Below are 22,981 nucleotides of genomic sequence, written 5' to 3'. Positions count from 1 at the left end.
GCTGCACGCCAATCGTCAACTCGTCACCATAGGGACCGGCAACCATGATCGATCTGTACTACGCGCCCACACCGAACGGCCTCAAAATCCGTCTGTTTCTCGAGGAAGCGGGCCTCGAACATCGCATCCTCCCGGTGGTCCTCTCGCGCGGCGAGCAGTTCAAGCCTGAGTTCCTCGCCATCTCGCCGAACAATCGCATCCCGGCGATCGTCGACCATGCCCCCGCGGACGGCGGCGCACCGATCCCGATGTTCGAGTCGGGCGCGATCCTGATGTATCTGGCCGAAAAGACCCAACAGTTCCTCTACACCGACACGCGCGGGCGTGCCGAAATGGCGCAATGGCTGTTCTGGCAGATGGCGGGCCTCGGCCCGATGGCAGGACAAGCCGGCTATTTCCGTGTCTATGCGAGCGAGCCCGTGCCGTTCGCGATCGAACGCTATACGAACGAAACGAAGCGACTGTATGGCGTTCTCGACAAGCGCCTCGCGACGCGTGCCTTCGTCGCCGGCAACAGCTATACGATTGCCGACATGGCCTGCTATCCGTGGATCGTGCCGCACGCCCCGCATGGCCAGAACCTCGACGAATTCGAGAATCTCAAGCGCTGGTTTGAAGCGGTGAAAGAGCGGCCGGCGACGCGGCGCGTCTACGATGGCGTCCCGGATGTGTATGCGCGGCCCGGGCAGGCTGTCGCGGCCGCCGCGAAGTGACGTGACGTGATGTAAGGACAGAATGGGCGCGCTGCAACGGCGCGCCCATTTGCTATTGGTCCCCACCATGCGCGGCTCGTAACCCTCAGTCGCAGCGCCATGGGTCGCCCTTTCCGACCGCCAAAATCCCAAGTCCCGCTCAGTATTTGGGATTTGACATCGACAAATAAAATACATACCAGTCTGAATTAAAAATCAAATCCTTTCGGAAAACTAAGTACATTCCATTTCACAAAAATGGCTAACACCTGTTAATAAAAATTTGTGCGATATTCGCCCCCAACAAGACACCACGCCTTCCTTGAAATCGAATTCGGCACCGACGTGCCGAGTACGCAGCCTCGTTTCATGATCCCCTTAAAACCCGGAGGGCAACCTCCACATGAAGGAGACACGTGTTATGTCGCGATCAATGATTCTATCGAGGGCATCGACGGTTATCGTTGGCGGATTGGCGGCCGTTGGATTGATGGGTGCCGTGTCCAGCAATGCACAGGCCGCGGCCACCACCAACAGCGGCGATGGTATTGAGGCGAGCAGTCACGCAGGAATCGCGCTCACGGCGGGCGTCGCGCTTCAGGCCGCTGATCACGCGCAACTCATGCAGGCCAGCGACCAACTACGAGTGAACGTGGTGTTGAAGATGCACAACAAGCAGGAATTGCGGCAAGTCGCCGAGCAGGTGAGAGCGGGCACGAGATCGCCGTTGACGGATCGCGAGTTGGAGGCCCGCTATTTGCCTAGCCGTGCCGAGTCGATGCGCGTTTACGACTTTCTGGTTTCGAACGGTTTCAGGCAGATTTATATCTCGAAGGATCGCACGATGGTGACCGCATGGGGGACCGCGGCCAATGTGCAGTCGGCCTTCAAAACGCGAATGCGTCATCTGCAGCGCGGCGTGCTCGACGGTGTCGCCAACGTAGACCCGGTCACCATCCCCGCCGCTTTGAGCGATGTCGTGAGCGCGGTACACGGACTACGGTCGTTCGAGGAGCGCGGCCTGTCGGGCGCCGTAGCGGCGTCTGCAACAAACAGCGAAGTGGCTTCGAAGCGCGCTGGTTTGTCCGGCACGCTATCGGCGTCCGGAACCGTTGCCTGCACGGAGTGTGTGCACGGACCGACCGACTTGCCTTCGCTATACGGCGCGGCCAGCCTTGCGCCAGCCAGTAGCCAAACGGTGGCGATCATCGGAGTGGGGGATCAAGGCAACACGACTTACCTGTACCAGCAATGGGCCGGCAACTACGGCTTCGCCTATGTTCCCCTCACCTTCTTCTATCCGACCGGGTACACGCACGGAGATTTCGAGGCGCAAACGGAAGCCGTGCTCGATGTCGATGCGGTCGCCACCATGGCTGGTTCGCTCCAGGGAATCGCATTCTATTCGGCGCCGTCGACGGACCTCAGCGACGAACTGGCCTCCGTAAGCGCCGCAGTCAGCGACAATCGACCGATCATCTCCCTTTCGTTTGCCGCGACGTGCGACGCGGATATCCCACAGGATCTGCGCGATAGCTGGGACACCGCACTGAGCGCCGCAGTCGCCAAGAACATCACCGTCTTCGCCATCACCCAGGACTACGGTGGCCATCCGCAATGTTCGAACGGCGCGAGCTCTACCGGATTCCCAGGCAGTTCTCCGTACGTCGTGTCGGTTGGAGCCTCGACCATTTACAACACGTCGAACTCGTACTCCACCTACGATCACGAAACGCTGTGGTCGGGAAGCGAGAGCGGACCGGCGGCTACGGAGACGCGTCCGTACTATCAGAACGTGGTCGCCACCATCGCCGGGACGCATCGGAGCACGCCTGACTTCGTCATGGACGGCGACCCGAATTCAGGGCTGTGGATCGTCAACGGCGGCTACAACAGCACCGGTACGTATCAGACGCAGTGGGCAGTCTTCGGCGGCACGAGTCTGGCCGCACCGCTGCTCGCCGGGACCTATGCGCGCCTGTTGCAGAGCGGCATCCCGCCGTACTTCTGGCAGCAGACTTACTATGACATCGGGCGGGATCAAGTGAACAAGACGAACGGCGATTGCACGAATTGCTACAACCTGCTGACGGGCGGCACCAATGGCGCCTATTCAGTTGTCCCGGGGCAATTCAACCAGGCCTCAGGCTGGGGCTCGTGGAATGCCGGCTCGCTGGCGAACGCGATGCGCTATCAACGATGACGACATGAAGATGTGAAGATGCGTGGGACGGCCGCGATCGCTTCGCGGCCGAGTAGTAGATCAAGTGAATACAGCCGCCAACCAACTGGCGGCTGTATTCATCAAACGGCCACCACGCACCCGCCCATGGCCACGGCTGCCTCGGCCTCTTTCGCTGCCGCCACACCCATGCGTTCCGGCACCGCTACACCGTTCTTCGCCGCCGTCACTTCGGCGAGAATCGACACGGCGATCTCGGGCGGCGTACGACTGCCGATGTAGATACCGGCAGGACCATGGAGTCGCGCGAGCTCGGCATCGGTCACATCGAACTGCCGTAGCCGCTCGCGCCGCGCCGCGTTGTTGCGACGCGACCCGATCGCACCGACGTAAAACGCCGGCGTCTTCAAGGCCTCCATCAAGGCCAAGTCGTCGAGCTTCGGATCGTGCGTGAGCGCGATGACCGCCGAACGCTCGTCGAGCTTCATCGCGAGCACGGTATCGTCGGGCATCGTGCGCACGAGGGACGTGCCCGGCACATCCCAAGCGTCGACGTACTCCTCACGCGGATCGCAGACGGTCACCTGATAGTCGAGCCCAAGCGCGATGCGGCACAGATAGCGCGACAATTGCCCCGCGCCGATCACGAGCAGGCGATAACGCGGCCCATGCACGGTCGTCAGACGTACCCCGTCGAACAGCAATCGATCGGCCGCGCCCATGGACTCGAGCGTCACGGCGCCCGTGGCAAGTTCGAGCGTGCGTACGACGACCTGTCCATGCTCGATCGCTTCGCATAACGAAGCAATGCGACTATACGGCCCGAGCGGCTCGAGTACGAGCTCGATCGTGCCGCCGCACGGCAGCCCGAAGCGCTGGGCCTCTTGCGCCGTCACCCCGTACTGGAGCGTATAGGGCCGCGTCGTATCGATGCCACTGCGTCGCACGCGGTCGATCAGATCGTCCTCGATGCAGCCGCCCGACACCGAACCGACTACGAGCCCATCTTCACGCACGGCGAGCAACGCCCCTTCGGGACGCGGCGACGAACCCCATGTGCGCACCACTGTCACGAGCAACGCGCGATACCCGCTGTCGAGCCAGTGCGCGCTCGCCTTGAGCACCTCGAGATCCACACTGTCCATGATCGACTCGTGCTGGCCCGTCAGGCCGTCTTCTGCAATTGCTGCCCCACGGGCAGCTTGCGGATGCGCGTGCCCGTCGCCGCAAAAATCGCGTTCGTGACAGCGGGGGCCAGCACGGACGTACCAGGCTCGCCGATGCCGCCAGGCGCTTCGGTGCTCTTGACGAGGTGCACTTCGATCACGGGCGTCTGGTCGAGACGCAACATGCGATAGTCGGTGAAGTTGCTCTGTTCGACGCGGCCGTCCTTCAGCGTAATCTCGCCGTACAGCGCAGCCGTGATGCCGAACACCACGCCCCCCTCGATTTGCGCCTCGATCGTGCGTGGATTGACGGCCATGCCGCAATCGACCGCGCACACGATGCGATTGACGCGCACCTCACCCTGCTCGTTGACGGTCACCTCGGCCACCGCGCTCAAATAGCTGCCAAACGCGTGCATGACCGAGATGCCGCGCCCTTGCCCCTTGGGCAGCGGCGTACCCCAGCCCGCTGCGTGCGCCGCGACGTCGAGCACATTCAGCGCGCGCGGTGTCTTGCCCAGCAGTGCGCGTCGATAGGCGACGGGGTCCACCTTGGCGTGCGCGGCGAGCTCGTCGATGAAGCTCTCGACCACGAACGTCCCACGCGTCGCGCCCACGCCGCGCCAGAACCCCGTGGGCACCGGGCCCGGCTCCTCGCGGACGTAATCGACGAGCTGGTTCGGCACGTCGTAGGGCAGATCGGCCGCCACCTCGACGGCATCGGGATCGACGCCGTTCTGGACCGCCCCAGGCACGAAGCGCGCCATGATCGACGAACCCACCACGCGATGCTGCCACGCGACGGGCCGGCCGCTCGCATCGAGCCCGGCCGAGAGCTTGTCGTAGTAGCACGGACGGAACATGTCGTGCTGGATGTCTTCCTCTCGCGTCCACAGCACTTTGACGGGCCCGTTCACTTGCTTGGCGATTTTCAGTGCCTGCGTGACCGTATCGACCTCGATCCGACGGCCGAAGCCGCCGCCGAGGAACTGGTTGTGCACCGTCACCTTCTCGGCCGGCAAACCCGAAATCTTCGCGCCGACGTCCCGCACGAGGCCCGGGCCCTGCGTACCGACCCAGATGTCGCAGCCGTCGGAGCGCATGTGCACGGTGCAGTTCATCGGCTCCATCGTGGCGTGGGCGAGCAGCGGCTGCTCGTAAACGGCATCCACACGCGTCTTCGCGTGCTCGAGCGCATGCGCCGCATCGCCTTCCTTGTGCGCGACGCCAGCGTTGCGCTGTGCCGCTTGCGCCATGTTGGCCGACAACTGCTGCGACGACAGCGTCGCGTGCTCGCCGCCGTTCCATTTGATGTCGAGTGCTTGCGCGCCGCTCTTGGCCGCCCAGGTGTGCTTGGCGACGACTGCCACGGCGTCGTCGAGCTTGACGACCTGATAGACGCCGGGCACGCGCTTGGCCGGCGCCTCGTCGACGCTTGCGAGCGTGCCGCCGTGTATCGGGCAATTGACGATGACCGCATAGGCCATGCCCGGCAGCCGCACGTCGATGCCGAAACGCGCGGTGCCGTCGACCTTCTCGGGCGAATCGAGCCGCTGTGTCGGCACGCCGATGAGCTTGAAGTCCTTCGGGTCCTTCAGCTCGACCGTTGTCGGCACGGGCAGCGCCGCTGCCGCATCGACGAGCTGACCGTACGCGATGCGCCGACCGCTTGCCGCATGGACGACTTCACCATTCTCGGCGTTGATTGATGCCGCGTCGACTTTCCAGCGCTGCGCCGCGGCAGCGACGAGCACCGTGCGAGCCGTCGCGCCGGCGTGGCGCATCGGCTCCCACATGTGGCGAATCGAGGTCGAGCCACCCGTCATCTGCGCACCGCCGAACCCTGGATCGCCGTAGGCTTTCTGGTTGGGCGGCGCATGTTCGAGCATCACGCTTTGCAACGGCACTTCGAGCTCTTCGGCGATCAGCATCGGAATCGATGTGTAGACACCCTGCCCCATCTCGACCTTCGGCATGATCAACGTGACCTGACCACGGCGGTCGATCTTCACGAATGCGTTGGGGGCGAACGGGTGCTCCCGCTCATGCGCGGGCGAGGTGCCGTCGCCGCCGATCACGGAGCGACGCGCCACTGCGCGTGTTTGCGCCGCCGCTGGCAACGTGAAACCAAGCAGCAAGCCGCCGCCTGCCGCCGCACCGAGCGTCATGCCGAACTTCAGGAACGCGCGGCGCGACACACCAGATCTACCCGCCTGCCGCGCGTCTTCGGTGAGTGCCTGACCGACTTCAAGGAATCCTTGCGACATGTCAGGCCTCCTTGGCGGCATGCTTGATGGCCGCGCGAATCCGGTTGTAGGTGCCGCAGCGGCAGATGTTGCCGGTCATGGCCGCATCGATGTCGGCATCGCTCGGATTCGGATTCGTCGCGAGCAGCGACGTGGCCGACATCACTTGCCCGGACTGGCAATAGCCGCACTGCACGACGTCGAGATCGCGCCATGCTTCCTGAATCTTGCGGCCCGCGGGCGTCGCGCCCACCGCTTCGATCGTCGTGATCTTCTTGCCGGCAACGGCCGCCACGGGCAGCACGCACGAGCGCACAGCCGCGCCATCCAGATGCACGGTGCAGGCACCGCATTGCGCGATGCCGCAGCCGAATTTCGTACCGGTCAAGCCTACGACATCTCGTAACACCCACAGTAAGGGCATGTCGTCGGGCACGTCTACCGTGTGCGTCTGGCCGTTGATGTTCAATGTGGTCATGGCGTCTCCAGGCTATGAACTGCTTGAGTTGGTTATTGGCGCAGAGCGTCTAGATTTATCACGAAACGGTATTTCACGTCGCTTTTTGAGCATGTGCTCATAGGCGTCGTTGATGCGCGACATGGGAAAGGCTCCTGCAGGATACGAGGGATGCCCGAGGGACATCGGGTTTAGCGTCACATGCTAGGGAGCACAGTGCGGGCAGGGAATACCTGAATCTCTTGAAGGCTTGCCTGATTCTCTTGGCAGCCAGCATAAAAACCGGTTTGGTGGTAGATTTTTGAGCCCGATTCTCGCGCGACGAAGCATTCCAGCCATGACACGCCCTGCCTCCGACACGCCCGCCGTGAGCCCCGCACAGAAGCACATGGTCGAGCTGCTTGCTACGCTGGCACCGACCGAAGGCATCACGCAGTCCTCGCTGGGCAGCGTGCAGTTCATGCGGGTCAATCGCCCGCTACCACGCAGGCCCGTGCTGTACGAACCGTGCATCGTCGTCGTGTGCCAAGGGCGCAAACGCGGCTATCTGGGGTCGCAGTCCTTTGTCTACGACGCACAGCAATATCTGGTTCTCGCCGTGCCACTGCCGTTCGAGTGCGAAACGGAGGCGAGCGAACAGGAGCCATTGCTCGCGATCTCGATCGGGATCGATCTGTCGGTCATCGCCGAACTGCTGCTCGCGCTCAACGACAGCCGAATGATCGTACCGAACGAGCCGCGCGCGGTATGCGCGACACCGCTCGACGGCACCCTCAGCGACACCGTGCTGCGTCTGCTCGAATCGCTCGCGTCACCGGCCGATTCGCAAATCCTCGGGCCATCGATCGTGCGCGAAATCTACTATCGCGTGCTCGCGGGCGCGCAGGGCGACATGATCCGCGCGGCGCTCATGCATCAGCATCAACTGGGCCGCATCGCGAAGGCGCTGCGGCGCATCCATGCCGACTACCGCGGCGATCTCGATGTCGAAACGCTCGCACGCGAGGCCGGCATGAGCCTTGCGGTCTTTCATGCGCAGTTCAAAGCTGTCACGGCGACTTCGCCGATGCAGTATGTGAAGACGACGCGTCTGCATCATGCGCGCCATTTGATGGTGCAGCTCGGTGTGAACGTGAGTACGGCTGCGACGCGCGTGGGCTACGAGAGCGCGTCGCAGTTCAGTCGCGAGTTCAAGCGGCTGTTCGGCCTGAGCCCGATCGAAGAGGTACGGCGGATGCGCACCACGACCGATATGCCGCCTTCGGATGCCGTACCGCTCGATGGCGAGTTTGCGGCGATCGAGTGATTGCAAGGGATGCCGCAAATGTTGGGCTAACGCGTGGCATCGCCGAATCGATACTCATGAGTGAGTTCGTCCAGCGTCGATTTGAGCGCTGGATCGAGCATGAGATCGACGGCAGCAAGCGTGTCGGTCAGTTGCTCGGGCCGGCTCGCACCCAGAATCGTCGAGGTGACGAGCGGATTCGCCAGCACCCAGGCAACGGCGATCGTCGACATCGGCAAACCCGTTTTCGCTACGATTTTTCGTAGTGCTTCGATCGTCGCGAACTCGCGCTCATGCCAGTAGCGCGTCTGGTAAACCTCGCCGGCCGTTCCCACCGTGAAGCGCCCTTCGGGCGGCGGCACATCGTTGCGATGCTTGCCTGTCAGCAAGCCACCCGCCAGCGGGTTGTAGGGCAGCACCGCGAGTTCTTCCTCGGCCGCGAGTGGCAGCAGTTCGCGTTCGATCTGACGAAACAGCAGGTTGTAGCGCGGCTGCACCGAGACGAAGCGCGTCACGCCGAGCAAGTCGGCGCGGCCCAGCGCTTTCGCGAGACGGTACGCGAGGAAGTTCGAGACGCCGACGTAGCGTGCTCGTCCCGAACGCACGATCGTGTCGAGTGCCGCCAGAGTTTCGTCGAGCGGCGTGTCAGGGTCGTCCCAATGCAGTTGGTACAGATCGACGTAATCGGTGCCGAGACGCCGCAGCGAAGCATCAATCGCATCGAGCAGATGTCTGCGCGAAGCACCCTGCTCCCAAGGCAACGGCCCCATCTTGCCCACTGCTTTTGTCGCGAGCACGACCTGCTGACGCTTGCCTTTCAGCCAGCGTCCGACGATTTCCTCGGTCTGCCCCACTTCGGTCGGGCCACCGCCCAGCGGATAGATGTTCGCGGTATCGAAGAACGTGACACCGGCTTCAAAGGCCTTGTCCATGATGCGGTGGGACACGCCCTCGTCGGATTGAAAGCCGAACGTCATCGTGCCGAGACACACGCTCGACACGCTCAAGCCCGTGTGGCCGAATTTGCGGTACTGCATGATGATGCCTCCTCAATTGAGCGCCAGCCCTGCGCGGCAGCAATGCTCACAGGATAGCGTCGATCATGCGTCCACGTCCTCAGCCTCCGCGGGCCTCACGATACAAGCGGCTCCGCGGCGTCGAGCATCATGCGGCAGAAGTAATCGGCGAAGCTGCGGCGGACGACGATCTCGAACGTGTCGTGGGACATCGGCACGAGCATGATCGATGCCTTGAAGTAATGGCTCTGCGCGCACCGGCCCGGCGCGAATACACGCGGATGCAGATCGAGCGGACAACCGCGAGACAGCACATCGCGCACGCGCTCGCCGCTCGCTTCGAGGACCGTATAACCACTGCTCACGTCGACGACCGATGCGAACACGCCAGCCAGCGCCGCGCTTAGCTTGGGCTCGAGTGTGGCCGCGCGCGGTTCGCCCGAACGCACGAGCCATTCATCGGGGCCCAGCCACAACGCGTCATACTCCGCGGCCTGCCTGATCGTATTCGGCTTCACGGGAACACGAACACCGAGCGTGCGTTCGACTGCGGCAACGAATGCCTCGTCGCGCGCATCGCCTCGGACGTTCACGAGCTCGAGAAATGGCCGCTGGCGCAAGCGAAACGCCTTCGATTGCAACGCTTCGTGCGCGACAAGCAAATCGGCCGCGCCGACGAGCGGCGATTCGAGTCGTGGGCGAGTGTCGAGCGCCGCCGTGTCGTTTCGGTTCTCATTCCACATGCTGACGCACTCCTTCGATGTCATAGAACACGGGGCTCGAGATCGTCGCCGCGACAGTGTTGCCGTCGGCCATGTCGATCGCGACCTTCTCGCCCATCTTGTCGAGGCCCCCCTTTACGACGGCCAAAGCGATCGAGCGCTTCAGAATGGGGCTGTAGTAGCTCGACGTAACGTGGCCGAGCATCGTCACAGGCTCGGCTGCGACATCGCCTCCGGCGGGCACCTGCGCACCGATCGCGACGATCTGGCTGCCCTCGGCCACGACGCATGATGGGTCGTCGGTCAGCAGTCCGACGAATTGCTTGCGTCCGGGCTTGACCGTATCGGAGCGCGACAGCGAACGCTTGCCCAGGCAGTCCTTCGTCTTCGCAACGAGGCCGCCCATGCCGAGATCGAACGGTGTCACGGAGCCGTCGGTGTCCTGCCCCACGATGATGTAGCCCTTCTCGGCGCGCAGCACGTGCATCGCTTCGGTGCCGTACGGCGTGATGCCGAACGGCTCGCCGGCCACCATCAGCGCCTCCCACACGCTGCGGCCTACGTTGGCCGGCACGTTGACTTCATAGGCCAGTTCGCCCGAGAAGCTGATGCGCATGACGCGCCCGGCCACGCCCGCGATCGTGCCTTCGCGGTAAGTCATGAACGGGAATGCTTCGTTGCCGAAGTCGATGTCGCGGCACACCTTCTGCAACACCTTGCGACTGTTCGGCCCGGCGACCGCGAACGTCGCCCAATGATCGGTGACCGACGTCAGCCGCACTTTCATATCGGGCCACTCGGTCTGCAGCCAACGCTCGAGCCAGGACAGCACGCGTGCGGCCCCGCCCGTCGTCGTCGACATCAGGTAATGCTGCTCGCCGAGACGCACCGTCACACCGTCGTCGAAGACCATGCCGTTCTCGTCGAGCATGAGGCCGTAGCGGCACTTGCCGACTTCGAGCTTGGACCAGAGATTCGTATAGACCCAGTTCAGCAGCTTCGCGCTATCGGGGCCCTGCACGTCGATCTTGCCGAGCGTCGACGCGTCGAGAATGCCGACGCTCGTCCGCACCGCCAGACACTCGCGCGCGACGGCCGCGTGTATGTCCTCGCCGTCCCGCGGGTAATACCACGGACGCTTCCAGTTGCCGACGTCTTCGAACTGCGCGCCGTGCTCGACGTGCCATTCGTGGATGCACGTCTTGCGGATCGGGTCGAGGAAATCGCCGATCTCGCGGCCCGCGATCGCGCCGAACGACACGGGCGTGTAGTTCGGGCGGAACGTCGTCGTGCCCGTTTCGGGAATCGACTTGCCGAGCGCCTGCGCCAGAATGGCCATGCCGTTGATATTGGCGAGCTTGCCCTGGTCGGTGCCGAAACCCATCGCCGTATAGCGCTTCACGTGCTCGATCGATTCGAAGCCTTCGCGTGCGGCCAGCAGGATGTCGGCCGCCGACACGTCGTTCTGCATGTCGACGAACTGTTTGGGCCCGCGCGCGGCCCGCTCATGGTTGCCGACGAGCCACAGCGGCAGCAGCGGCGCTTCCTTGAACTCGGTGACATGCGGCGAAACAGGTCGCGTCGCGGCCATGAAGCCCAGCGACAGTGCAGCTTCGACACCGGCATCGAGCGCGAGCCGCAACCCGCGCGCGAGACTGAATTCGCCGGCTACCGCGCCGACACTGACCTCGGCCTGGACGGGTGTGCCCGGCACGAAGCACGCTTTCTCGTCGTGCCAATGCGCCTTGCCCCCCGATTGAGCGAACAGATGCAGCACCGGGCTCCAGCCACCCGACATGGCGACGAGATCGCAGTCCACACGCGTTTGATTCTCACCAACGGTGCCGTTCTCGAACGAAGCGACTTGCACCGACGACACGCAGAGCTTGCCGTGCGCCTCGGTCACGACCGCGCCGCCAAGCACGGTCACGCCATGACGACGCGCCATGGACGGCAGCGAGCCGTCGCTAGCCGCACGCGGATCGACGACCGTCACTTTCGCGCCGCATGCCTTGAGATCGAGCGCGCATTGATAGCCGTCGTCGTTGTTCGTGAACACGACCGCCTCCCGCCCCGGCAATACGCCGTAGCGATGCACGTAGGTCGAGACGGCTGACGCGAGCATGATGCCGGGCAGATCGTTGTTGCCGAAGACGAGTGGCCGCTCGTGCGCGCCGGTGGCCAGGATCACGCGCTTCGCGCGCACCTTCCATACGAGCTCGCGCGTGCCCTTGCGCATCGAAATGGGAAGATGATCGGTCAGCCGCTGCACGACGGTTACGAGGTTGTGATCCTGATAGCCGAACGCCATGCTTCGCGTGAGGACCGTCACGTCAGGCATCTGCGCGAGCGCAGCCTCGATGCGGTCGACCCACTGCAGCGCGGGCCGGCCGTCGATCTGCGCGCGGCACGACAGCAAGCTGCCACCTAGTTCGCGCTGATCGTCGACGAGCATCACGCGCGCGCCGGCCGAGCCTGCTGCATACGCAGCCGCGAGCCCTGCCGGCCCGCCACCGACCACGAGCACGTCGCAATGCGCGAAGCACTTGTCGTAACGATCGGCATCGCCCGTATCCGGTGCCTTGCCCAGGCCCGCCGCCGCGCGGATCTTCTCTTCGTACTTGGGCCACCACTTGCGCGGCCACATGAACGTCTTGTAGTAGAAGCCCGCCGGAATGAAGCGCGCGATCTTCTGATTGATCGCGAGTCGGTCGTGTTCGATCGATGGCTCTGCGTTGACGCTCAACGCGATGAGTCCTTGGTAAAGCTCGACTTCGGTTGCACGCGCGTTAGGCACCGTATAGGCACCTTGTTCGAGCTGCACGATCGCGTTGGGTTCTTCGACGCCCGCCGTCACGATGCCGCGAGGCCGGTGATATTTCCAGCTACGCGCGACGAAACGCACGCCGTTCGCGAGCAATGCCGAGGCCAGCGTATCGCCCTGATAGCCCTGATACGTGCGGCCGTTGAACGTGAACGTGAGCGGGATCGCGCGATTGATGCGCCCACCCGAGCCGAGACGGTCTTTCTGACAGGTCATGATTGCTTGCCCTCTTGTGCGTCTCGTGCGTCTCGTGCGTCTTTTGCATCCTTTCCGCCGAACGTCTCGTAGCCTTGAAACGCGTAGCTGACGGTATCGCGCGTCGCCTTGAACCAGCGGCGGCAGCCGTGCGTGTGCAGCCACTGCTCGCGGTGCATGCCGCGCGTGTTCTTGCGCATGAACAGGTAGTCGCCCCATTCCTGGTCACTCACTTGCTCGGGCTCACGCGGCCGGACGATATCGGCCTGTCCGCCGCAAGTGAATTCGGATTCGGCACGCGGACCGCACCACGGACATTCGATCAACAGCATGTGCCTCTCCTTAGTGCGCGACGGCAGCCGCGCCGTGTTCGTCGATGAGGTGGCCCGTATAGAAGCGCTCGAGCGAGAACGGCGCATTGAGGGGGTGCGGGGCATCGTTGGCGATCGTATGGGCGAAGACCCAGCCCGAGCCCGGCGTCGCTTTGAAGCCGCCCGTCCCCCAGCCGCAGTTGAAATACAGACCCTTCACATCGGTCTTGCCGATGATCGGGCAAGCATCGGGCGCCACGTCGACGATGCCGCCCCACTGCCGGTTCATGCGCACGCGCGAGAACACGGGGAACAGTTCGACGATCGCTTGCAACGCGCCTTCGACAATATGAAAGCTGCCACGCTGACCGAAGCCCGCGTATTGATCGATGCCGGCGCCGATCACGAGGTCACCCTTGTCGGACTGGCTGATATACGCGTGGATCGCGTTCGACATGACGACCGTGTTGACGACGGGCTTGATCGGTTCGGAGACGAGTGCCTGCAGTGGGTGACTCTCGAGCGGCAGACGGATGCCGGCCATGTCGGCGAGCGTCGTCGTGTTGCCGGCCGCCACCACGGCTACCTTCTTCGCCTTGATGAAACCCTTGACCGTCTCGACGCCGACGACGGCTCCACCTTCACGTCGAATGCCGGTGACTTGGCAGTTCTGTACGATGTCGACGCCACGTGAGTCGGCGCCGCGCGCAAAGCCCCAGGCCACGGCATCGTGCCGCGCGACGCCGCCGCGACGTTGAAACGATGCGCCGAGCACGGGATAGCGGCTGTTCAGGTTCAACATCGGTTCGAGCTGCTGGATTTGCTCGGGTGTGAGGAATTCGGCGTCGACGCCGTTCAACCGGTTCGCGTTCACGCGCCGCTGCGTCTCGCGTAAGTCGGACAGCGAATGCGCGAGATTCATCACACCACGTTGGCTGAACATCACGTTGTAGTTCAGATCCTGCGCGAGCCCTTCCCACAGCTTCATCGACTTCTCGTACAGCGCCGCCGACTCGTCCCACAGATAGTTCGAGCGGACGATCGTCGTGTTGCGCGCGGTGTTACCGCCGCCGATCCATCCTTTTTCGAGCACGGCCACGTTGCGCACGCCGTGCTCCTTGGCCAGGTAGTAGGCCGTGGCAAGGCCGTGTCCGCCACCGCCGACGATCACGACGTCGTATTCGCGCTTCGGCTCGGGGCTGCGCCATTGGCGTTCCCAGTTCTCGTGGTACGACAACCCGTTGCGCAGCAGGCTGAATATCGAGTAGCGGCTCATGTTTCTCTCGGAAGCGCGCCGTGCGCGGCCCTATCCCTATGGCGGGCCGACGGCGACAGACCTCAGTACATCAAAGCGTCAAATCCCGCGATAGAATAAAACCGCCATCGCCATGGGACGCCGCCGCCAAGCGGCTGCCCGATTGCCGCTAGATTCCCCCATGAACGCAGCCGATCCGACACCGCTTTCCCCGCCCGCTTCGCACGAGCGCATCCGCTTCGGCATCGTGCTGCTGCCGAACTTCACGCTGACCGCATTCTCGGGCTTCGTCGATATGCTGCGGCTCTCGGCCGACGACAGCGACTTCAGCAAGCCTGTGCGCTGCGCCTGGAGCGTCGTCGGCAAGACGCTCGCGCCGGTGCGTGCGAGTTGCGGTATTCAGGTCACGCCGTGGGAGACGTTCGACGAAGCTGAGCCGTTCGATTATGTCGTCGTGGTTGGTGGGTTGCTGCATTCCGGGCCGCACGCCGATGATGAGACGCTAGCGTTCATTCGGCGCGCGGCACGCGGCAATGCGACGCTCGTTGGTATCTGTACTGGCGCATTCGCGCTGATGCGCGCGGGGGTGCTCGACGGGCATCGTATCTGCGTGAGCTGGTTTCACTACTGGGACTTCATCGAACGGTTTCCGCATGCCGATGCCAATGCGCTCGTGGCTGACCGGCTGTTCGTCATCGATAGGCGGCGCATTACGTGCTCGGGCGGACGGGCTTCGATCGATGTGGCGGCGGCGATTCTGTTGCGGCATTTCGATCATGCGACTGTGCAGAAGGCGTTGCGTATCCTGCTCGTTGGTGAAATGCAAAAGGGCAATGCGCCGCAACCGCACCCGCCAGGGCTGGAGCCGGCCACGCATCCGAAGGTCAAGCGCGCGATTCTGTTGATGGAGCAGCACGTTGGGCGTGCGCTGCCGCTTGATGAACTGGCTAGCAAAGTCGATTTGTCGCCGCGGCAGCTTGAGCGGTTGTTCAAGGCCCAAACCGGGAAGAGTCCGCAGACGTTTGCCAAGCATGTGCGTTTACGCACAGCTGCCTGGTTGCTTACGAGCTCCGATCGGACGGTGGCGGATATCGCGTCGAGTTGCGGGTTTTCCGATGCGTCGCATCTCGGGCGGGAGTTTCGGAAGCAGTTTGGGGTGCCGCCTGTTGGGTATCGCGAGCGGCACGCCGGGGTGAAGAAGGTTGAGGAGGTGGTCGCGCTCACGGATGGCGGTGAAGCTCCGCCCTGCACTTCCGACGCTCACGAAATGGGTTCGACCAGATGACGGCGGTTAGCTGGAGCGGGATAGTCGTCAGGCCAAAACTCGACGATGCGTGAGATTTTTCCATCGGACACCGTAAAGAACGAAATCGCACGAGCTTGAACTACGCCGTCCGTCACGCTGACATCCGATACGGCTTCGTTTCCGCTTCCGACGATACGATTGACCGTAAACTGCCAACGCCCGTGCGCAGGGTACTCAGCGTTCATCTGTGCAAATTTGGCCGCGCCTCGTATCCGTTCATTGGACTGCGGCCATTCAAGCGTGAACTCCTCCGCGAGAACTTGCCCGACGGAGTAGAAGTCGTTGGTCGCCATGAGATTCCAGAACGTTCGAATTTTTTCAACGACTTCGGTGTCGGGAGTGTTCATTTATAGAGTGTGTTGTGAACTTGAATGAGTCCAACGGGATCGCGTAGGGTGACTGAGCCTGTCACAACGCGTACCAGTATAGATATTTGCCTTCCCAGGTAAACCTTGACGGCGTAACTTGCTGCCATCTTGCAAAGGGAGATCTGCATGGTTACGGCCACTCGGCTAGGAACGCCTTACGGTGTCGAGGTAAGTAACGGACACCGTACCGTGTTTTCAGATACGCGAAAGGAGAGCAAGGGTGGCGATGCGGGCATGCGACCACACGAACTGCTCGAAAGCGCACTCGCGGCTTGCGTCTGCATGTCGCTCGACATGGCCGCTGAACGGGCAGGCGTAACCCTACCCGAGGGGACAGTGGAAGTGGCCATCAACCGCCTCGACAGCGAAACCGCCTTCAACGTATCGCTGCGCTTTGCGGCAGGGCTATCTGCGGAACAGGAAGAGTTGGTTCAAGGTGTGGTGCGGACATCCCCGGTTGCGCGCACGTTGGGCAAGCCGATACAGGTTAGGCCGGCCGCGATTGTGACCGCGTAACCAGATCGGTTTGCCATGAGAGATCGATACGCTTGCGCCATTGTGCCCTCTTAGCGTCGATCGTCGCCAATCGGCAACGGCTCCCCACCCAGCGCTTGAAACAACGCCGCCGTATCAGCAAGCCGATCTGCCTGTGCGCGCGTTCGATCGAGTGCCGTCTGCAATACCTGACGCTGCGCGTCGATAAGCGCTAGCTGACTGATGCCGCCTACCGTGTACTGAGATTGTGCAATCGTGACACTGACTTGCGCCTGCTGCGCTGCCTCATCGCGTGCGCTCAATTCGCGTGCGTCGTTCTCCAGCGCGCGCAGCGAGTCGGCGACCTGTTGCAGGGCTTGCAGCACTATCTGCCGATAGTCGGCTAGCGCGGCGTCATAAGCCGCAACTGCGGCACGCTTGCGTGCATGCAACTCTCCCCCATGAAAGATCGGTTGCGTGAGATTGCCGCCGATGTTCCAGATGTTCAAGCCGCTGAGTACGTCTTGGATACGCGTGCGCTCCGATCCCGCGCCCGCAGAGATTGAAAACTGCGGATACAGGTTCGCGGTGGCCACGCCGACGTTCGCGCTTGCCTGATGAAGCAGGGCTTCCGACGCGCGGATGTCTGGACGTTCGCGTGCTAGCGTCGAAGGCAGTGTAAGCGGAACGGTATCCGGCAAATGCAATTCATCGAGCTTGATGTTGTTTGATTGCGCTTGCGATGGCGGCACCCCGAGCAGGATCGCGAGCTGATGATCCGCCTGCGCAAGTTGTGTTGCCAGTGGGGGAAGCGTGGCGCGCGTCTGCTCGAGTAGCGTGCGCTGACTGTGCACATCGAATTGCGACACGCCGCCCGCTGCGTAGCGACGCTCGACGATCGCTAGCTGCTGGGCCTGATCATCTACGAGTTGTTGAGTCAACTCGATCTGCCGAGACACGGATGCCCGCCTGATCACTGTTGCGACGACATTGCCCGCAAGCGCGAGCCGTGCCGCCTCTAGCTCGAACGCCTGGTAGTCGACCTGCGCCATTGTGGCTTCGAGTGCGCGTCGGTTTCCGCCGAACACATCGAGCACATATGACACGCTGACCGACGCGTTATACAGCGTAAAAGGCGCCGGGGTCGGGACGTTCGAAATGCCGAACGACGCGAGATCAACCTTTTGGCGTTGTGCGGAGAACTTCGCATCGACAGACGGAAACAGCGTGGCGCCTGCCTGTGCGTTGTAGTTCTCTCGAGCTTCGATGAGCTTTGCGCGCGCCTGCGCAAGCGTCGGGCTATATTCCAATGCCTCGCCGACAAGCTGGTTGAGCTCGTCGGACTGAAACTGAGTCCACCATGCACGCAATGCGTGATCGACCGTCGGGAACGACTGGGCCAGACCTCCGGTGCTGCTAGCGGTGGTCGTCGACGCAGTTAGCGTGCCGCGTGTGTACGTTTGCGTATCGGGCGCAGCCGGCGTATGAAAGTCCGGCCCAACGGCGCAGCCGGTAAGCACGAGCATGCTGCAGCACCCTACGATAACGGCGGAACGTGGCAACGGCTTCATCGCTCGTTCCTAATCGAGTGTGCGTCGGTAGAGGCTCAATGCGATGCCCATCACGACCAGCGTGAACACGCAAAGCGGCCAAACGGAAGACCACATTTCCGACCAGTCGACGCCTTTGAGCAGAATCCCGCGCACGAGCCGCGTAAAGTAGGTCAGTGGCAGCAAGGAGCCGATGTACTGCGCCCACTTCGGCATGCCGGCAAACGGAAACAGAAAGCCGGACAGCAGGATGCTCGGCAGAAAATAGAAGAACGTCAGTTGCATGCCCTGCAACTGGTTCTGCGCCACCGACGAAAGTGTGATGCCCACCGTCAGATTCGCTGCGATAAAGAGCAACGCGGACACGTAGATCGCCAGCAGGCTGCCGACGAACGGCACATGAAACACGAACAATGCGGCGCAGAGGATGATCGACACCTGAATCAGCCCGATGAAGATGTACGGCACGATCTTGCCTGTCATCACTTCGAGTGGTTGAACTGGGGTGGCAAGCAGGTTTTCCATCGTGCCGCGCTCGCGTTCGCGTGTGACGGCAAGGCCCGTCATCATGACCATCGTCATCGTCAGGATCACGCCCATCAGCCCGGGCACGACGTTGTACTGCGTGATCCCTTCTGGGTTGTAGAGGCGATGGATCGTGACGTCAAATGCTGCTGGGCGTCCGTTCAGAAGGGACAGCGGCCCGACGAGATCCTTGTCGGCTACAGGCTGAACAAGGCCAGGAATTGCGGCGAGTGCTGAGCTGATTGCGACGGGATCGGTCGCGTCCGCTTCCACGAGCAATGAAGGATGCTCCCCGCGCAATAGCCTCCGTGAAAAGTCGACGGGTACGCTGACTACGAATTGCACATCGCCGAGCGTCAAAGCCCGCCGCCCGGCTTCTTCGTTTGGTAGCGTTTCGACGATGTCGAAGTAGGCCGAGTTCTTGAGGGCCGCGACGAAGCTGCGAGAAAACTGGCTTGCATCGGAGATGATCACGGCTGTCGGTAGATGCTTCGGGTCCGTGTTGATCGCGAAGCCGAACAGCGTGAGCTGAATAATCGGTATTCCGACGATCATTGCGAATGTCACGCGGTCGCGCCGCAGTTGCAGGAACTCCTTGAGCACGATGCTCCACCAGCGCGAGAGCGAAAACCTGACTCGGCCGTTACCGTTCATCGCATCGCTCCGTTGCTGTCCGAGGAACGCTTCATCAGGTAGATGAAGACGTCCTCGAGGCCGGTTTCGATTTGCTCTGCGCGTAGGGCTTTGTCTTTGCTGATTTGGTTGATCGTGGTTTCGAGCGCTTCGTGATCGCTGCCACTTACATGCAGTGCTGAGCCGAACACCACGGTCTGATCGACGCCCGGCATCGTTCGTAGTTGCTCGGAAAGGACGGCTAGATGTTCACCGTATACAACCCACGTAGCTAGGTTCTGTGAAGCGGTCACTTCGCTTGCCGTGCCTTGGGCAAGCAACGTACCGTATGAGATGTAGGCGAGTTTGTGGCACCTTTCCGCTTCGTCCATGTAGTGCGTGCTGACGAGCACGGAGATGCCGTTTGCCGCGAGACGATGCAGTTCTTCCCAGAACTCTCGGCGGGCGTTCGGGTCGACGCCCGCAGTTGGTTCGTCGAGCAGTAGCAAGCGTGGCTCGTGCAGCATGCAGGCGGCTAGCGCCAGTCGCTGTTTCCAGCCGCCGGAAAGTGCGCCGGTCAGCTGGTCTGCGCGGCTTGCTAGCCCGAGAGATTCGAGTGCCCGGTTGACTGCTTCCTTGCGATTAGGCATCTGGTAAACGCGCGCGACGAAGTCGAGGTTTTCTCGGATCGATAGGTCTTCCCAGTAAGAAAACCGCTGCGTCATGTAGCCGACGCGGCGCTTTATCTGCGCGCTCTCGCGGATGATGTCGTAGCCGAGGCAAGTGCCGCTGCCCGAGTCCGGTGTGAGCAAGCCGCACATCATGCGGATCGAGGTTGTCTTGCCGCTGCCGTTCGGGCCGAGGAAGCCGAAGATTTCGCCGTGGCCCACTTGGAGCGACACGTCTCTGACGACGTGCTTGTCGCCGAAGTGCTTGTTCAGCTTGCGGACGTCGATTGCGTACTGGCTGCGGGGGGCGCTCATTGCAAAGTGACCTCCACTGGCTGGCCCGGATGTAGCTTCGTTGCATCAGCTAGCGATGGGTGTGCCTCGATCATGAACACGAGCTTTGCGCGGCTTTCGTTGCTGTAGATGACGGGGGGCGTGTATTCGGCTTCGCTGGATATGAAGGTGATCTGTGCGGGGACGTCGGCGGTGCAGCCGTCGCAGTGCACTAGTACGGCACGGCCTGTTTTGAGGCCGCCTATAACCGATTCGGGTACGAAGAAGCGCACCTTCATGTTTTGTGGTGGAAGCATTTGCACCACTGGATTGCCCGCTTGCACCCATTCGCCTACGCGATACAGCGTGTCGTAGATGAGGCCCTCGTGTGGCGCGGTGACTCGCTTCTGGTCGAATTTCCATTGCGCTTGGTCGACTGCGGCTTGGGCGGCGTTGACCTGGGCGCGCTGGGCGAGGATTTGTTGCGAACGGGCTGGTAGGTTTGCGACGGTGACTTGGTTTGTCAGTTCGCGAACTTGGGCGACAGTTGAATCCGCCTGGGCGCGGGAATCGTCGAGTTGGGCCTTTGGGATGCCGCCGGCGCGGTATTGCGCTTCGTCGCGGGTGAGCTGCTGGGACGCCTTGTGCGCGTTGGCGACGGCTTGCGCGAGCTGGGCCTTGGTGACGTTAACTTCGGGGGGCCGTTTGCCCGTCAGGATATCGGCAAGCTGCGCGCGTGCCGATGCTAGTTGGTGTTGAGCCTGTTGCAGGGCGGCCGCTTCATCGATCGATTCGAGTGCGAAGACAGGGGCACCTCGTGCGATCGTTTGGCCTCGCTGCACGGACAACTGCGTGAGCGTTCCAGACTGGGACGACGCCAGATACACATATTCGCCTTCGACATAGCCCTGCCAACTGGGGGTGGCTGCTTGGTGGCAAGCACCGAGCGTTACGGTAATGACGCAAGGCAAAAGGCGGGCAGCCATGACACGCAAATGGGTCATGGCCTGTTCGAGGAGAGAGCCGGGTGGCGCGCACGCGCGGCCGATGTCCGCCGCAGTGCGACGGCCGCCCCGTGGCTTACGCAAGGCGAGCGCATTCCGGTTCATCGGATCCAGTCTAATTGGCTGGTTAGTTAAATCAAGGTGGGGAATGGGGTCGTGTGGGGTGGGTAACGTTGGCCTACAGACTGTCTTGCTGCTGGCTCCGCCTCACCCCAAAAGATTGGGGTAGGCTCCGGCCAACCCAACGCGTGATCGGCGGTCAGGCTCACAACCTCCCCGTGCATATTTGCTTCGCTAAAGGGCGATGCGACAATAATTGTCTAAAGGAAATTCAGGCGAGAAATGTTCATCTGAAAATGGGGCTTTGATCGAAACGGCCCCTGGAGAAACGCCAGCAGCAATTATCAACTCTCTCCCTAAAAAATCATAAAGAATTACTCCGCACTCCGAATACACACTCGGATCCTCATAGATGAGGCACTCAACAGCGTCGATGCAAAACCTCCCCACCAAGATGCTTTTGAAAATATCACCTTTTAGATCGGCTTCACCGCGGATACACCTTATATTTAAGCTCCCAACTTCCTGCCAGCCGTCGACGACCGTGCATGCGGAAGAAAATTCGAGAATACCACCATCCGCTAAAATAAAGCGGCATTGCCATGCACCCTCGAGCGAGTGGCCATCAGGCAACGCGTAAGCAACAATGCAGTTACCCACCAACATATGTTCGAGCCGCTCACGCTCCACTCCCTCGAACTGGAAAGGGAGCGTACAGCGACCATCCTTACATGCATCAGTAATGAAGGGTTTCATGTGGTTTATTCCCATTCGGCGGAATATCGATACTTTTTCCACCCGACGAATTCTGTGGTCGCCCAAAGATGCCGTTTTGGCCGACCTGACTTCCAGGTGGAGCCTTGTCGCCAGGTTGCCAAGGCCGTGTCCCCCCAGTCAGCGTTTCCAAGTCTCGCTCGTAGTCACCGGTCCCACCGTTTTCTGGCGTGAGAGGACCGCTGGTATGCCGTTTACCGCCCTTGTTGGGACCAGCCCTCGGGTCACTTTGATCACCAACCAAGCCATCGGGAACCGGCGGCACACTTGTCCCACCCTGAGCACCATTACTCCCGTCGGCCGCGGTGGAACCAGCTTCTGAATCGCTCGAATTGAAGCTTGCCCCACCATGTGCAGACCACCAATCTAGCGCAGATCCGAACGCCCCGCCTATTGCTCCGCCCAGCGCGGACGTGCCCGCCACCTCCGCTGGCGTCGCAACCACATTCAGCCCGCCCGTCGCCGCATCAAGACCCAGCGAACCGGCTACGCCAACAGCGCCCCCGGCTATAGCACCGGCCGCGGCGAGTTTAGCACCGCATCCATTTGGATTTTCGCTCCCACACGTATTGTTTAGGGTCTCGTTCTCAGCAGCATTCATCGCTCCAGCAACATCTTGGCCCAACGCGGCCGCTATGCCACCGCCCAATAGCGTCGTGGCAGTGGTGATCATTGCAAGCTGAGCGCTGCTCGGATTACCCTGCCCACCCGTAACTGCCGTAGCTATCTCGTTGGCGGTCGCAGCAGAGATGGCTCCCCCAATGGCCCCACCCGCACACCCCGTCCCCTCAGCCGCGCTGGCAGCGCACCCCAGCGCGCTGTGCATGCCAACGTACGCCAGCTGTCCCGGCAGCCCATCCTTAGTCAAACCGTGATCGAGATTGAACTGACCAATCGCCCCGGCTCCTACAGCCGCGACATTGCTCACTGCCGACATTTCAAGGGCTTGCCCGAAACTCCCCCCATACGCCGCTGTATTAAGCGTCGCCGACACCAAGCTCTGGCCGACGACCTCC

General features: G+C 62.1%; 20 protein-coding genes. 5 read left to right on the top strand and 15 right to left on the bottom strand.

Annotated elements, in window-relative coordinates:
• Window positions 1-44: 44 nt before the first annotated feature.
• Both D7S89_RS25675 and D7S89_RS25670 read left to right on the top strand, forming a co-directional pair.
• Window positions 45-713: a glutathione binding-like protein gene (locus tag D7S89_RS25675; RefSeq protein ID WP_121281697.1), complete on the top strand. Its 669-nt coding sequence runs from the start codon at window positions 45-47 to the stop codon at window positions 711-713.
• A 400-nt stretch (window positions 714-1,113) separates the two neighbouring features.
• A complete protein-coding gene (locus D7S89_RS25670; protein WP_220702208.1) occupies window positions 1,114-2,895 on the top strand; it encodes a S53 family peptidase in 1,782 nt (593 codons plus the stop codon).
• Between the two features lie 101 nt (window positions 2,896-2,996).
• Here D7S89_RS25670 and D7S89_RS25665 read toward each other — a convergent pair whose 3' ends face one another.
• From D7S89_RS25665 to D7S89_RS25655, 3 genes are read right to left on the bottom strand one after another with little or no spacing between them, the layout of a single operon-like run.
• Entirely contained in the window at window positions 2,997-4,019 is a 1,023-nt protein-coding gene (locus D7S89_RS25665; RefSeq protein ID WP_121281695.1) for an XdhC family protein, read from the bottom strand.
• 20 nt (window positions 4,020-4,039) lie between these two features.
• Window positions 4,040-6,307 (bottom strand): xanthine dehydrogenase family protein molybdopterin-binding subunit, encoded by a 2,268-nt coding sequence (locus D7S89_RS25660; protein WP_121281694.1) that lies wholly within the window; start codon window positions 6,305-6,307, stop codon window positions 4,040-4,042.
• A gap of 1 nt (window position 6,308) precedes the next feature.
• Window positions 6,309-6,764 carry a (2Fe-2S)-binding protein gene (locus D7S89_RS25655; protein ID WP_121281693.1) on the bottom strand — a complete coding sequence of 152 codons (456 nt, stop codon included), beginning with the start codon at window positions 6,762-6,764 and terminating at the stop codon, window positions 6,309-6,311.
• A 316-nt stretch (window positions 6,765-7,080) separates the two neighbouring features.
• Between D7S89_RS25655 and D7S89_RS25650 the strand changes: the two genes are divergently transcribed.
• On the top strand, window positions 7,081-8,049 hold the full coding sequence (locus D7S89_RS25650; protein WP_121281692.1) for an AraC family transcriptional regulator: 969 nt from the start codon (window positions 7,081-7,083) through the stop codon (window positions 8,047-8,049).
• 26 nt (window positions 8,050-8,075) lie between these two features.
• On the opposite strand, the gene D7S89_RS25645 is transcribed toward D7S89_RS25650, so the two are convergent.
• From D7S89_RS25645 to D7S89_RS25625, 5 genes are all read right to left on the bottom strand, one after another.
• The gene (locus tag D7S89_RS25645) at window positions 8,076-9,065 is read right to left on the bottom strand and encodes an aldo/keto reductase (protein WP_121281691.1); all 990 of its coding nucleotides are present in this window, start codon (window positions 9,063-9,065) and stop codon (window positions 8,076-8,078) included.
• 95 nt (window positions 9,066-9,160) lie between these two features.
• Complete coding sequence (locus D7S89_RS25640; RefSeq protein ID WP_121281690.1) at window positions 9,161-9,787, bottom strand: sarcosine oxidase subunit gamma; 627 nt, start codon at window positions 9,785-9,787, stop codon at window positions 9,161-9,163.
• Window positions 9,777-12,806 carry a sarcosine oxidase subunit alpha family protein gene (locus tag D7S89_RS25635; RefSeq protein WP_121281689.1) on the bottom strand — a complete coding sequence of 1,010 codons (3,030 nt, stop codon included), beginning with the start codon at window positions 12,804-12,806 and terminating at the stop codon, window positions 9,777-9,779. The genes D7S89_RS25640 and D7S89_RS25635 overlap by 11 nt, the downstream gene beginning before the upstream one ends.
• The gene (locus tag D7S89_RS25630; protein ID WP_121281688.1) at window positions 12,803-13,117 is read right to left on the bottom strand and encodes a sarcosine oxidase subunit delta; all 315 of its coding nucleotides are present in this window, start codon (window positions 13,115-13,117) and stop codon (window positions 12,803-12,805) included. The genes D7S89_RS25635 and D7S89_RS25630 overlap by 4 nt, the downstream gene beginning before the upstream one ends.
• A 10-nt stretch (window positions 13,118-13,127) precedes the next feature.
• Window positions 13,128-14,372, bottom strand: coding sequence for a sarcosine oxidase subunit beta family protein (locus D7S89_RS25625; RefSeq protein ID WP_121281687.1), 1,245 nt, complete (start codon window positions 14,370-14,372; stop codon window positions 13,128-13,130).
• 160 nt (window positions 14,373-14,532) lie between these two features.
• Here D7S89_RS25625 and D7S89_RS25620 point away from each other — a divergent pair, with 160 nt between their 5' ends.
• Window positions 14,533-15,636, top strand: coding sequence for a GlxA family transcriptional regulator (locus tag D7S89_RS25620; protein WP_245983295.1), 1,104 nt, complete (start codon window positions 14,533-14,535; stop codon window positions 15,634-15,636).
• Here the strand turns inward: D7S89_RS25620 and D7S89_RS25615 are convergent.
• Window positions 15,612-16,004, bottom strand: coding sequence for a nuclear transport factor 2 family protein (locus D7S89_RS25615; protein WP_121281686.1), 393 nt, complete (start codon window positions 16,002-16,004; stop codon window positions 15,612-15,614). The genes D7S89_RS25620 and D7S89_RS25615 overlap by 25 nt on opposite strands.
• Window positions 16,005-16,214: 210 nt before the next feature.
• Here D7S89_RS25615 and D7S89_RS25610 point away from each other — a divergent pair, with 210 nt between their 5' ends.
• A complete protein-coding gene (locus tag D7S89_RS25610; protein ID WP_245983292.1) occupies window positions 16,215-16,541 on the top strand; it encodes an OsmC family protein in 327 nt (108 codons plus the stop codon).
• Window positions 16,542-16,591: 50 nt separating this feature from the next.
• Here D7S89_RS25610 and D7S89_RS25605 read toward each other — a convergent pair whose 3' ends face one another.
• The 6 genes from D7S89_RS25605 to D7S89_RS28360 form a co-directional block, all read right to left on the bottom strand.
• Window positions 16,592-18,025 (bottom strand): efflux transporter outer membrane subunit, encoded by a 1,434-nt coding sequence (locus D7S89_RS25605; RefSeq protein WP_245983289.1) that lies wholly within the window; start codon window positions 18,023-18,025, stop codon window positions 16,592-16,594.
• Window positions 18,026-18,079: 54 nt separating this feature from the next.
• Window positions 18,080-19,228 carry an ABC transporter permease gene (locus D7S89_RS25600; protein WP_121281683.1) on the bottom strand — a complete coding sequence of 383 codons (1,149 nt, stop codon included), beginning with the start codon at window positions 19,226-19,228 and terminating at the stop codon, window positions 18,080-18,082.
• Window positions 19,225-20,169, bottom strand: a complete 945-nt coding sequence (locus D7S89_RS25595) for an ABC transporter ATP-binding protein (protein ID WP_121281682.1) — start codon at window positions 20,167-20,169, stop codon at window positions 19,225-19,227. Before D7S89_RS25595 ends, D7S89_RS25600 begins: the two co-directional genes overlap by 4 nt.
• Entirely contained in the window at window positions 20,166-21,131 is a 966-nt protein-coding gene (locus D7S89_RS25590) for an HlyD family secretion protein (protein ID WP_121281721.1), read from the bottom strand. The genes D7S89_RS25595 and D7S89_RS25590 overlap by 4 nt, the downstream gene beginning before the upstream one ends.
• A 294-nt stretch (window positions 21,132-21,425) precedes the next feature.
• The gene (locus D7S89_RS27305) at window positions 21,426-21,947 is read right to left on the bottom strand and encodes a hypothetical protein (RefSeq protein ID WP_147426769.1); all 522 of its coding nucleotides are present in this window, start codon (window positions 21,945-21,947) and stop codon (window positions 21,426-21,428) included.
• The gene (locus tag D7S89_RS28360; protein WP_425470915.1) at window positions 21,928-22,959 is read right to left on the bottom strand and encodes a DUF637 domain-containing protein; all 1,032 of its coding nucleotides are present in this window, start codon (window positions 22,957-22,959) and stop codon (window positions 21,928-21,930) included. The genes D7S89_RS27305 and D7S89_RS28360 overlap by 20 nt, the downstream gene beginning before the upstream one ends.
• Window positions 22,960-22,981 lie beyond the last annotated feature (22 nt).

This window comes from Trinickia fusca, assembly GCF_003628145.1.
Lineage (GTDB): Bacteria > Pseudomonadota > Gammaproteobacteria > Burkholderiales > Burkholderiaceae > Trinickia > Trinickia fusca.
This window is presented reverse-complemented; position numbering and strand designations above follow the sequence as displayed.

Coding starts and splice junctions, on each gene's coding strand:
- D7S89_RS25660 (WP_121281694.1), bottom strand. CDS start 6,307: ATGTCGCAAGGATTCCTTGAAGTCGGTCAGGCACTCACCGAAGACGCG.
- D7S89_RS25635 (WP_121281689.1), bottom strand. CDS start 12,806: ATGACCTGTCAGAAAGACCGTCTCGGCTCGGGTGGGCGCATCAATCGC.
- D7S89_RS25590 (WP_121281721.1), bottom strand. CDS start 21,131: ATGACCCATTTGCGTGTCATGGCTGCCCGCCTTTTGCCTTGCGTCATT.
- D7S89_RS25640 (WP_121281690.1), bottom strand. CDS start 9,787: ATGTGGAATGAGAACCGAAACGACACGGCGGCGCTCGACACTCGCCCA.
- D7S89_RS25595 (WP_121281682.1), bottom strand. CDS start 20,169: ATGAGCGCCCCCCGCAGCCAGTACGCAATCGACGTCCGCAAGCTGAAC.
- D7S89_RS25620 (WP_245983295.1), top strand. CDS start 14,533: ATGAACGCAGCCGATCCGACACCGCTTTCCCCGCCCGCTTCGCACGAG.
- D7S89_RS25655 (WP_121281693.1), bottom strand. CDS start 6,764: ATGACCACATTGAACATCAACGGCCAGACGCACACGGTAGACGTGCCC.
- D7S89_RS25625 (WP_121281687.1), bottom strand. CDS start 14,372: ATGAGCCGCTACTCGATATTCAGCCTGCTGCGCAACGGGTTGTCGTAC.
- D7S89_RS25650 (WP_121281692.1), top strand. CDS start 7,081: ATGACACGCCCTGCCTCCGACACGCCCGCCGTGAGCCCCGCACAGAAG.
- D7S89_RS25630 (WP_121281688.1), bottom strand. CDS start 13,117: ATGCTGTTGATCGAATGTCCGTGGTGCGGTCCGCGTGCCGAATCCGAA.
- D7S89_RS25605 (WP_245983289.1), bottom strand. CDS start 18,025: ATGCTCGTGCTTACCGGCTGCGCCGTTGGGCCGGACTTTCATACGCCG.
- D7S89_RS25615 (WP_121281686.1), bottom strand. CDS start 16,004: ATGAACACTCCCGACACCGAAGTCGTTGAAAAAATTCGAACGTTCTGG.
- D7S89_RS27305 (WP_147426769.1), bottom strand. CDS start 21,947: ATGAAACCCTTCATTACTGATGCATGTAAGGATGGTCGCTGTACGCTC.
- D7S89_RS25600 (WP_121281683.1), bottom strand. CDS start 19,228: ATGAACGGTAACGGCCGAGTCAGGTTTTCGCTCTCGCGCTGGTGGAGC.
- D7S89_RS25670 (WP_220702208.1), top strand. CDS start 1,114: ATGTCGCGATCAATGATTCTATCGAGGGCATCGACGGTTATCGTTGGC.
- D7S89_RS25645 (WP_121281691.1), bottom strand. CDS start 9,065: ATGCAGTACCGCAAATTCGGCCACACGGGCTTGAGCGTGTCGAGCGTG.
- D7S89_RS25675 (WP_121281697.1), top strand. CDS start 45: ATGATCGATCTGTACTACGCGCCCACACCGAACGGCCTCAAAATCCGT.
- D7S89_RS25665 (WP_121281695.1), bottom strand. CDS start 4,019: ATGGACAGTGTGGATCTCGAGGTGCTCAAGGCGAGCGCGCACTGGCTC.